This is a genomic window from Pseudomonas sp. K8, assembly GCF_014889455.1.
GTDB lineage: Bacteria > Pseudomonadota > Gammaproteobacteria > Pseudomonadales > Pseudomonadaceae > Aquipseudomonas > Aquipseudomonas veronii.
Map to the genome: position 1 here is coordinate 146,550 of NZ_VJWO01000010.1, position 10,089 is coordinate 156,638.

Consider the following 10,089-nt stretch of genomic DNA (forward strand, 5'->3'; position numbering starts at 1 on the left):
GTTACGCGTAACCCGTTCTTCAACATAAGAAAGACCCTACGCTTCTTGCAAACACAAGACGCAACCGTGATGGAAACAGCAATGAACTGGACCTGGTTTCACAAGCTCGGCTCGCCCAAATGGTTTTACGGCATCAGCGGCAAGCTGCTGCCGTGGTTGAGCATCGCCGCCGTAGTGCTGATCGGCCTCGGCCTGGTCTGGGGCTTGGCCTTCGCGCCGCCGGATTACCAGCAGGGCAACAGCTTTCGCATCATCTATATCCACGTGCCTACCGCAATGCTGGCCCAGTCCTGCTACGTGATGCTGGCGGTGTGCGGCATCGTCGGCCTGGTGTGGAAGATGAAACTCGCGGACGTCGCCCTGCAATGCGCCGCGCCCATCGGTGCGTGGATGACCGCCGTGGCGCTGGTCACCGGCGCGATCTGGGGCAAACCCACCTGGGGCTCGTGGTGGGTGTGGGATGCGCGACTAACGTCCATGTTGATCCTGCTGTTTCTGTACTTCGGTCTGATTGCCCTGGGCAACGCGATCAGCAATCGTGACAGCGCCGCCAAGGCCTGTGCGGTGCTGGCGATTGTCGGTGTGATCAACATCCCGATCATCAAATACTCGGTGGAGTGGTGGAACACCCTGCACCAGGGCGCCACCTTCACCCTCACCGAAAAACCGGCGATGCCCGTGGAAATGTGGGCGCCGCTGTTGCTGATGGTGCTGGGGTTCTACTGCTTCTTCGGCGCTGTGCTGCTGATGCGGATGCGCCTTGAAGTGCTCAAGCGTGAAGCCCGCGCCAGTTGGGTCAAGGCCGAAGTGCAGAGCAGCCTGGGAGCGCGTGGATGAGTTTTGCTTCTTTCAGTGATTTTCTCGCCATGGGCCACCATGGCCTGTATGTCTGGACGGCCTATGGCATCTGCCTGGCGGTACTGGCCCTCAACGTTGCCGTGCCGATCCTGGCCCGCAAGCGTTACCTGCAACAAGAGGCGCGTCGTCTGCGCCGGGAGACCGAAAAGTGAATCCGCTGCGTAGAAAGCGTCTGTTGATCATCCTTGCCATTCTGGCCGGCGTCGGTATTGCCGTGGGCCTGGCGATGAGCGCCCTGCGGGAGAACATCAACCTGTTCTACACCCCAACCCAGATCGCCAACGGCGAAGCACCGCTGGACACGCGCATCCGCGCCGGCGGCATGGTGGAGAAGGGCTCGTTGAAACGCTCCGGCGATTCTCTCGACGTCACCTTCGTAGTCACCGATTTCAACAAGGCCGTGACCATTACGTATCGCGGCATCCTCCCGGACCTGTTCCGCGAAGGCCAGGGCATCGTCGCCCTGGGCAAACTGAATGCCGATGGCGTGGTGGTGGCCGATGAAGTACTGGCCAAGCACGATGAGAAATACATGCCGCCGGAAGTCACCAAAGCGTTGAAAGACAGCGGCCAAACCGCTCCAACTCCAGCCAAGGAGGGCTAAGTGATGACGTCCGCACTGTTTATTCCGGAGCTGGGCCATTTGGCGATGATCCTCGCCCTGTGCTTCGCCATCGTCCAGGCCGTGGTGCCGTTGCTCGGCGCGTGGCGCGGCGACCGCCTGTGGATGAGCCTGGCGCAGCCGGCCGCCTGGGGCCAGTTTGCCTTCCTGGTGTTCGCGTTCGGTTGCCTGACCTACGCCTTTATGACCGACGATTTTTCCGTCGCCTATGTGGCCAGCAACTCCAACAGCGCCTTGCCCTGGTATTACAAGTTCAGCGCCGTGTGGGGCGCCCACGAAGGTTCGCTGCTGTTGTGGGCCCTGATCCTCGGCGGTTGGACCTTCGCCGTGTCGATCTTCTCCCGGCAACTGCCGCAAGTCATGCTGGCCAGGGTGCTGGCAGTGATGGGCATGATCAGCGTCGGCTTCCTGCTGTTCCTGATCATGACGTCCAACCCGTTCAGCCGCATCTTGCCGCAGATTCCGGTGAACGGGCATGACCTCAACCCGCTGCTGCAGGACATCGGCCTGATCGTCCACCCGCCGATGCTCTACATGGGCTACGTGGGTTTCTCCGTGGCCTTCGCCTTCGCCATCGCCGCCTTGCTCGGCGGGCGCCTCGATGCGGCCTGGGCGCGCTGGTCGCGGCCATGGACCATCGTCGCCTGGGCCTTCCTCGGCATCGGGATCACCCTGGGTTCGTGGTGGGCCTATTACGAGCTCGGCTGGGGCGGCTGGTGGTTCTGGGACCCGGTGGAAAACGCGTCCTTCATGCCATGGCTGGTGGGTACGGCGCTGATTCACTCGCTGGCCGTCACCGAAAAACGCGGCGTGTTCAAGAGCTGGACGGTGTTGCTGGCCATCGCGGCGTTTTCCCTCAGCCTGCTCGGCACTTTCCTCGTGCGTTCGGGCGTGCTGACTTCGGTTCACGCGTTTGCGTCCGACCCTGCCCGCGGTGTGTTCATCCTGATGTTCCTGCTGTGTGTGGTCGGCGGTTCCCTGACCCTGTTTGCCCTGCGCGCGCCGGTGGTCAAGAGCCAGGTCGGCTTCAACCTGTGGTCGCGGGAAACCCTGTTGCTGGGCAACAACCTCGTGCTGGTGGTGGCCGCGTCGATGATCCTGCTCGGCACCCTGTACCCGCTGGTGCTGGATGCGCTGACCGGCGCCAAGCTGTCGGTCGGCCCGCCGTATTTCAACGCCTTGTTCATTCCGTTGATGGGCTTGTTGATGGTGGTAATGGCCGTCGGCGTGCTGGTGCGCTGGAAAGACACCCCAGTGAAATGGCTGGTGGGCATGCTGACCCCGGTGCTGCTGGGCAGCGCCGCCTTGGCCGTGATCGCTGGTATCGCTTATGGCGATTTCAACTGGGCGGTCCTCGCCACGTTCATGCTCGCCGCCTGGGTATTGCTGGCCGGCATGCGCGACATCGTCGACAAGACCCGTCACAAAGGCCTGATCAAAGGCCTGCCCACCCTGACCCGCAGCTATTGGGGCATGCAGATTGCGCACATCGGCATCGCCGTGTGTGCCCTCGGCGTGGTGCTCTCCAGCCAGAACAGCGCCGAGCGTGACCTGCGCCTGGCCCCCGGCGAGTCCATGGACCTGGCCGGTTACCACTTCATCTTCGAAGGCGCCAAGCACTTCGAAGGGCCGAACTTCACGTCCGACAAAGGCACCGTGCGCGTAGTCCGCAACGGTAAGGAAGTCGCCGTGCTGCACCCGGAAAAACGCTTGTACACCGTGCAGAGTTCGATGATGACCGAAGCCGGGATCGACGGCGGTTTCACCCGTGACCTTTACGTCGCCCTGGGTGAGCCGCTGGGCGAAGGTGCCTGGGCGGTGCGCGTGCATGTCAAACCGTTCGTGCGCTGGATCTGGTTCGGCGGTTTGCTCACCGGTCTGGGTGGTGTGCTCGCGGCGCTGGACCGGCGCTATCGGGTCAAGGTCAAGAGCCGGGTGCGTGAAGCCCTGGGCCTGCAAGGAGCGGCGGTATGAAGCGTTGGTTGATGGTCGTGCCGCTGGCATTGTTTCTGCTGGTGGCGGTGTTCCTGTATCGCGGGTTGTACCTGGACCCGGCCGAGTTGCCCTCGGCCATGATCGGCAAGCCGTTCCCGGCGTTTTCCCTGCCGACGGTGCAGGGCGACAAGACCCTGACCCAGGCCGATTTGCTGGGCAAGCCGGCGCTGGTCAACGTGTGGGGTACCTGGTGCATTTCCTGCCGCGTAGAACACCCGGTGCTGAACAAACTCGCCGAGAACGGCGTGGTGATCTACGGCATCAACTACAAGGACGACAATGCGGCGGCCTTGAAGTGGCTGGCGGAATTCCACAACCCGTACCAGCTGGATATCCGCGATGAAGACGGCAACCTGGGGTTGAATCTCGGCGTCTACGGCGCCCCGGAAACCTTCTTTATCGATGCCAATGGCGTGATCCGCGACAAGTATGTCGGCGTCATCGATGAAGTGGTCTGGCGCGAACAACTGGCCGCCAAGTACCAGGCCCTGGTCGACGAGGCCAAGCCATGAAGCGCTGGTTAGCTGCTGCCGTATTGGCCCTGGGCCTGGCGGGCGTGGCCCACGCCGCCATCGACACCTACGAATTCGCCAACGACGCCGAGCGTGAGCGTTTTCGCGAACTGACCAAGGAACTGCGCTGCCCCAAGTGCCAGAACCAGGACATCGCCGACTCCAACGCGCCCATCGCCGCCGACCTGCGCAAAGAGATCTTCCGCATGTTGGGGGAGGGCAAGGACAACCAGCAGATCATCGACTTCATGGTCGACCGCTACGGCGATTTCGTGCGCTACAAACCGGCCCTCACCGGCAAGACCGCACTGCTCTGGTTCGGCCCCGCCGGGCTGCTGCTGGCTGGCATGGTGGTGATGGTGGTGATCGTCCGCCGTCGCCGCGCCGCCCCTACCGATGGTTCCGACGCGCTATCCCCCGACGAGCGCCAACGCCTCGACCAATTGCTGGACACCAAGACTGATGATTGATTTCTGGCTCGCAGCCGGTTTGCTGCTTCTGATTGCCCTGAGTTTCCTGTTGATCCCTGTGTTGCGCGGCCGTCGTGCCCAGCGCGAAGAGGATCGCACCGCGCTGAACGTGGCGCTGTATCAAGAACGCGTGGCCGAACTGCAAACCCAGCAGGACGAAGGCGTGCTCAACGCTACGCAACTCGACACCGGCCGCGCCGAAGCCGCGCGCGAATTGCTGGCCGACACCGAAGGCCTGGAAAAGCCCCGCGAATCGCGCCTGGGCAAGCCGCTGCCGTTGCTCGCAGCGGTTTTGGTGCCCGTGCTGGGCATTGGCTTGTACCTGCACTTCGGTGCCAGCGACAAGGTCGAACTGACCCGCGAATTCTCCCAGCCACCGGTGTCCATGGAAGACATGACCCACCGCCTGGAACGGGCCGCGGCCGCCCAGCCGGATTCGGCAGAAGGCTTGTACTTCCTCGGTCGCGCCTACATGGCCCAGGACCGCTCCGCCGATGCCGCCAAGGTCTTCGAGCGCACCGTGGCCCTGGCCGGGCGCCAGCCGGAGCTGTTGGGCCAGTGGGCCCAGGCCCAGTACTTCGCCGACAACAAGCAGTGGTCGCCCAAGGTCCAGGCCCTGACCGACGAAGCCCTCAAGCTCGACCCGCGAGAAGTCACCAGCCTCGGTCTGCTTGGCATCGCGGCCTTTGAAGGCCAGCGCTACCAGGAGGCGATCGATTACTGGAGCCGCCTGCTGGCGCAACTGCCGCCCGAAGACAACTCCCGCGTCGCCCTGCAAGGCGGGATCGACCGCGCGGCAGAGCGGCTGAAAGCGAGCGGTGGCACCGTCGCCCAAAAAGCCGTGATGAAAGTGCGCGTGGACCTCTCCGCCGACATCAAGGCCAAGGCCCTGCCAAGCGACAGCGTGTTCATCTTCGCTCGCGCTGTCTCCGGCCCGCCGGCGCCGCTGGCGGCCAAGCGTGTGACCGTCGCCGACCTGCCGGTCACCGTCGAACTGGGCGATGCCGACGCAATGATGCCGCAGTTGAAACTGTCCAACTTCCCTGAAGTCCAACTGGTTGCGCGCATATCCCGGGCCGGTCAACCGACCACTGGCGAGTGGATCGGCCGCAGCCAACCCCTGGCCAGCACCACCACTGCGCTGCAGCAGCTGACCATCGACAGTCCGGACAAGTAATTCGAGGAAACGCCTATGACCGCCCTTGCACGCATCACCCTGCTCAGCCTGGTATTGGGCTTGAGCGCTTGTGCGGTCCACCGCCCACCTCCGGCACCCACCGGCCCGACCATTCCCCCATCGGGCCCCTCGACCAAGCCAGCCACCAGGCCCTCCAGCCCGGTCACCGCACCCGCGAAAGCGCCACCGAGCAAGTCGCCGACCTTCGCCCCGCCACCCGGCGCGGCCAGCCACTGGGACGGCAAGATGCAGGTGTATGTGCTGGAAGACCAGCCCGACACCTTCTACCGCCAGCGCACCTACTACCGCTGGAGCAACGGCTGGAGCCGCTCCATCAGCCCGGACGGGCCGTGGGAAGAGACCGACGTGCATGGCGTACCGCCGGGGTTGAGCAAGCAGTACGCGCAGTGACAGAAGGCGACCTTTGGGTCGCCTTTTTCATGCCTGCAGCCTGTCAGTCCACTGGACACTCGTGATCCAGCGCCGCATCCACCAATAACTGTGCAATCTCCATCATCTGCACCACCGCCAACACCTGCTTACGGCTTGAGCCATCAAGGTGCTCAGCGCAGTCATACGCACAGGTCGTCGCTGATTCAAGCATCTCGCTGGCATTGCTCAAGGCCGCTTCGGTGCTGAGACCGGAGCGAACGGTGAAGATGATTTCAGAGGGCGTTTGCGGGTTATCAGCCGAGGGGGATGACGGGGGATTTGGCGTGACTTTTTTCATGCAGTAAATCTCCATTCAGTGGAGCTCACCACATCCGCGACCAAGCAGAAGGGTGGCGAGCTGTACGCAGGTTGGTCGACCAGGGAATGGAAACCCGGCAGGGCCGCAGCCCTCCCACGCACAGCTCGCCATAACGCGAACACAATAATGCCGCTTGCGCGGCACTGTGCGCCATTCTCACACGGGCGACCAAACCCGATCGCTGATGAGCAGCGATTGCGAGAGGCTAATGGTGCGTTCTAACAACTGCAAGCCACAGAAGTTGTAGGAAAAGTCTTGGCTGAATTTATTTGTGCGATGAGTTCTATATCTTGACGGAATAATCCTAAGTATTTAACTGAGTGAAGGTTCGGAATGTTCTACTTTCTGTTTTCTATCTGCTGACGCGCACGCCTGACCGAGTGCGTAGCGCGTCACAATTCGATACTGTGGCCGCCGCCGTGAAACGTAGTCGGTCATGCAACAAATCTGCAGACAAGCGAAGAGGGTGTATTGATGGCGGGCAGGTTGATCTATCTCATCGGGCCATCGGGTTCGGGCAAGGACAGCCTGTTGGACGCTGCACGACCACGTTTGGCCGAACGTGGCTGCCGCATTGTGCGTCGGGTGATTACGCGCTCGGCGGAAGCGGTGGGCGAGGCGGCACAGGGGGTGAGCGCCGAGCAGTTTGTCGCGATGCAAGCCGAAGGCGCGTTTGCGTTGAGTTGGCAGGCCAATGGGTTGTCCTATGGCATACCCACGGACATCGACGCGTGGCTGGCGGCGGGGGAGGATGTGCTGGTCAACGGCTCCCGTGCCCACCTGGCGCAGGCCCGCGAGCGTTACCCGGCGTTGCTGGTGGTGTTGCTGAGTGTCGATCAGGCGGCGCTGCGCCAGCGCTTGCTGGCGCGGGGGCGTGAGTCGGTGGCGGATATCGATGCGCGCCTGGCGCGTAATGCACGGTTTACGGCACAGCTGCTGGCCGGCATGGGGGCGGGGTTGCTCGTGCTGGATAACTCCGGCCCGCTGGAACATACGGTCGAGTGTTTGCTGCGCTACCTGGACCCGTCAGCGCGTTGACAACCGTTCCACATACTCCACAAACGCCCGCGCCTTGGCACTCGCCATCCGCCCTGTCGGAAACACGGCCCATAAGTCCCGCGCCGGCAAATGCCAGTCGGTCAGCACCGGCTTCACCGCGCCACTGGCCAGTTCCGGCGCGAACATCCAGGCCGATGCCAGGGTCAGGCCCAAGTGGTTCAGCACAGCCGCGCGTACCCCTTCCGCCGCTGTGATGTGCAAGCGGCCATGGACGACGATCGGGTATTCGCGGGCGTCTCGGGTAAATGTCCAGCGCGCGCCCTCGCCCTGGGTGTAGATGACCGCCTGGTGTCGCAGCAGATCGGCTGGCGTGGCGGGTTCGCCGAAGCGTTCGAAGTAGGCCGGGGTGCCCAGGATATGGCAGGGCGACGCCCCGATCTTGCGTGCGGTCAGCCCCGAATCGCTCAGGTTGCCCATGCGCAGGGCGACGTCGATGCCTTCTTCCACCAGGTTGAGGCTGTGGTCGTCGAGTACTACATCGATGTTCAACCCAGGGTACTGCTCCAGGAACGGCCCCAGGTGCGGAAGGATATGCAGGCTGGCGAAGGTCACGGCGGCGCTGATGCGCAAGTTACCCGACAGCCCGGCGCCCGCGCTGCGGGCAGCGTCGTCGGCCTCGTTGGCCTCATCGATGGCGCGCTTGGCTTTTTCGAAATACGCCAGGCCCGCTTCGGTCGGCGTCAGGCCCCTGGTTGAGCGCATTACCAAGCGCACCGCCAGGCGCGCTTCCAACTGCGCGACGCTCTTCGACACCGCGGGCTGGCCGATGCCCAGGCGTTTGGCGGCGGCGGAGAACGAGCCGGTTTCGACAACGTGGACGAAGGTTTCCATGGCGGTCAGGCGGTCCATCGGGTGTCCCTTGCTTGTGATTGAGCGCATCGCGATGCAGTACGGCGCACAAGCCTACGGGGAATGGCTATGGCTTGTCACCCGCTCCCAGGCGGGGTTTATCGCAGTGAAGAAGCTTAAGTGGATATGTCTTTGTCTGACGGGAATTGAAGTAAGCCAGTGACGGGTATTTGTTTAGAATTTGTTTTTTTATTGTAAAAGCAACCCGGTATTGGTGAGTCGGTTGTGTGGTTGGATGTTTAAATTGCAAATAAAATCCTGGTTGTCTGACTGCATGTTACGCGGCGTGTGGTTGTTTCAGCTGAAACTAAAATAGTGTTGGTCCGCTATTTTTCACTGTGCGAGATTATCGGTGATAACGATGAGCCTGGTTTAACGCGGCTCGCGGTTATTGATACTTAATCTCCGGATCGATTCGATTCGGTGTTCTTGTGTATTCATTAATAATACGAGTGCCGCACAATGAATGGACCTGATCTGTTTTCTGTAACTTCCCGCATGGGGTTTCCGATATCGGACCCCGGCCCGTTTGGTGCCGGGGCCTCGAAGAAACCGTCGTTTACGACGGACCAGGCGGCCAAACAAATCACGCGGGAAAATCATCGTTTCCGTGACCGTAACGGCGATCAGAAGATCGACTTGCACTACACGGTCGACGCGAGTTTCACCGCCCAGCAGAAACAGCGCGTGCACCAGGCAGTGCAAGCCTGGCAGGATGTGGCCAATATCAATTTCCGCGAGCAGTCAAACGGTACGGACGGAGCGCTCAGTATCCACAACAACCCTCGCGGCGACCGGGGGGTTGCCGACTTACCTCATGGTTCCACGAATCGGACAGCGGCCACGATCGGCACCCGGGGCGGGGCGGCTTCGCCTGCGCTGGGCAGTCACTTTTCGGTCACGGCTATTCATGAAATCGGTCACGCTATTGGCCTGCAACATCCGGGACGCTATAACGGCGACGGTGCCAACTACCAAAACGGCGCGGTCTATGCGCAGGACACCAAGGCACGCACCGTGATGAGTTACTGGTCGGAACGCCATCAATCCGGTCATGACTTCAGATCGCTCAATCCGTCTGCCCCGATGATGGACGATATCGCCGCGGCGCAACGCTTGTATGGCGCCAACCACCAGACCCGCAAGACCGACACCGTCTATGGTTTCAACTCCAATACCGAGCGCGAAGTGATGAGCCTTACCAGCGCCAGGGACAAACCGGTGTTCTGTGTGTGGGATGGTGGTGGTGTGGATACGCTGGATTTTTCCGGGTTTTCCCAGGATCAGAAGGTCGATCTGAATGCGGAGTCGTTCTCTGACGTGGGCGGCTTGAAGGGCAATGTGTCCGTCGCCAAGGGATGTGTTATTGAAAACGCGATCGGCGGTGCCGGTCGTGATGCCTTGATCGGCAATGATGCGGCCAACCGCCTCAAGGGCGGTGCCGGCGCCGACACGTTGAGGGGCGGCGGCGGCGCGGATACGTTTGTCTACGATAACGTCAGCGACTCCGCCGCACAGAGCCCCGACCTGATTGAGGACTTCACCAGCGGTACCGATAAGATCGACGTCTCGGGTGCGTTAAAAGCGGCAGGTGTGCGCGCCCTGGTGTTTACCGATCGGTTCAGCGGCCGCGCCGGTGAAGCGGTGCTCAAACACGATGCCAGTACGGGGGGGGCGAGCCTGGCCATTGATCTGAAGGGGACGGGCAACGCGGACATGGTGATCAACAGCAAGGGGCAGATCAAGCCTGGCGATGTACGGTGGGATGGGGCGCAGCCTGACGTTCAGTCTGTGCC

The 10,089-nt window shown here is 62.0% G+C and carries 12 protein-coding genes; 10 read left to right on the forward strand and 2 right to left on the reverse strand.

The genetic code is table 11. The features are described 5' to 3' along the window. Positions 1-81: 81 nt before the first annotated feature. The 8 genes from INT12_RS10420 to INT12_RS10455 are packed head-to-tail and all read left to right on the forward strand — an operon-like array spanning position 82 to position 6,045. Positions 82-837, forward strand: coding sequence for a heme ABC transporter permease (locus INT12_RS10420; protein WP_046486406.1), 756 nt, complete (start codon positions 82-84; stop codon positions 835-837). After that, positions 834-1,010 (forward strand): heme exporter protein CcmD, encoded by a 177-nt coding sequence (gene ccmD, locus INT12_RS10425; RefSeq protein ID WP_017849437.1) that lies wholly within the window; start codon positions 834-836, stop codon positions 1,008-1,010. The genes INT12_RS10420 and ccmD overlap by 4 nt, the downstream gene beginning before the upstream one ends. Further along, positions 1,007-1,462, forward strand: a complete 456-nt coding sequence (gene ccmE, locus INT12_RS10430; RefSeq protein ID WP_017849438.1) for a cytochrome c maturation protein CcmE — start codon at positions 1,007-1,009, stop codon at positions 1,460-1,462. The genes ccmD and ccmE overlap by 4 nt, the downstream gene beginning before the upstream one ends. Before the next feature lie 3 nt (positions 1,463-1,465). Further along, positions 1,466-3,454 (forward strand): heme lyase CcmF/NrfE family subunit, encoded by a 1,989-nt coding sequence (locus INT12_RS10435; protein ID WP_193039862.1) that lies wholly within the window; start codon positions 1,466-1,468, stop codon positions 3,452-3,454. After that, positions 3,451-3,987: a DsbE family thiol:disulfide interchange protein gene (locus tag INT12_RS10440; RefSeq protein ID WP_193039851.1), complete on the forward strand. Its 537-nt coding sequence runs from the start codon at positions 3,451-3,453 to the stop codon at positions 3,985-3,987. The genes INT12_RS10435 and INT12_RS10440 overlap by 4 nt, the downstream gene beginning before the upstream one ends. After that, positions 3,984-4,457 carry a cytochrome c-type biogenesis protein gene (locus INT12_RS10445; protein ID WP_017849441.1) on the forward strand — a complete coding sequence of 158 codons (474 nt, stop codon included), beginning with the start codon at positions 3,984-3,986 and terminating at the stop codon, positions 4,455-4,457. The genes INT12_RS10440 and INT12_RS10445 overlap by 4 nt, the downstream gene beginning before the upstream one ends. Further along, positions 4,450-5,634, forward strand: coding sequence for a c-type cytochrome biogenesis protein CcmI (gene ccmI / locus INT12_RS10450; RefSeq protein WP_017849442.1), 1,185 nt, complete (start codon positions 4,450-4,452; stop codon positions 5,632-5,634). The genes INT12_RS10445 and ccmI overlap by 8 nt, the downstream gene beginning before the upstream one ends. Positions 5,635-5,649: 15 nt before the next feature. Further along, positions 5,650-6,045, forward strand: a complete 396-nt coding sequence (locus INT12_RS10455) for a hypothetical protein (RefSeq protein ID WP_017849443.1) — start codon at positions 5,650-5,652, stop codon at positions 6,043-6,045. 43 nt (positions 6,046-6,088) lie between these two features. On the opposite strand, the gene INT12_RS10460 is transcribed toward INT12_RS10455, so the two are convergent. Beyond that, entirely contained in the window at positions 6,089-6,364 is a 276-nt protein-coding gene (locus INT12_RS10460; RefSeq protein WP_046486404.1) for a DUF6124 family protein, read from the reverse strand. A 495-nt stretch (positions 6,365-6,859) separates the two neighbouring features. On the opposite strand from INT12_RS10460, the gene phnN reads away from it, so the two are divergent. Continuing rightward, complete coding sequence (gene phnN, locus INT12_RS10465) at positions 6,860-7,423, forward strand: phosphonate metabolism protein/1,5-bisphosphokinase (PRPP-forming) PhnN (RefSeq protein ID WP_017849448.1); 564 nt, start codon at positions 6,860-6,862, stop codon at positions 7,421-7,423. Here phnN and INT12_RS10470 read toward each other — a convergent pair. Beyond that, the gene (locus tag INT12_RS10470; protein ID WP_193039850.1) at positions 7,412-8,293 is read right to left on the reverse strand and encodes a LysR family transcriptional regulator; all 882 of its coding nucleotides are present in this window, start codon (positions 8,291-8,293) and stop codon (positions 7,412-7,414) included. The two genes, phnN and INT12_RS10470, sit on opposite strands and share 12 nt — an antisense overlap. A gap of 462 nt (positions 8,294-8,755) precedes the next feature. Here INT12_RS10470 and INT12_RS10475 point away from each other — a divergent pair. Continuing rightward, on the forward strand, positions 8,756-10,089 hold a 1,334-nt coding region (locus INT12_RS10475; RefSeq protein WP_226926108.1), incomplete at its 3' end, for a M10 family metallopeptidase C-terminal domain-containing protein.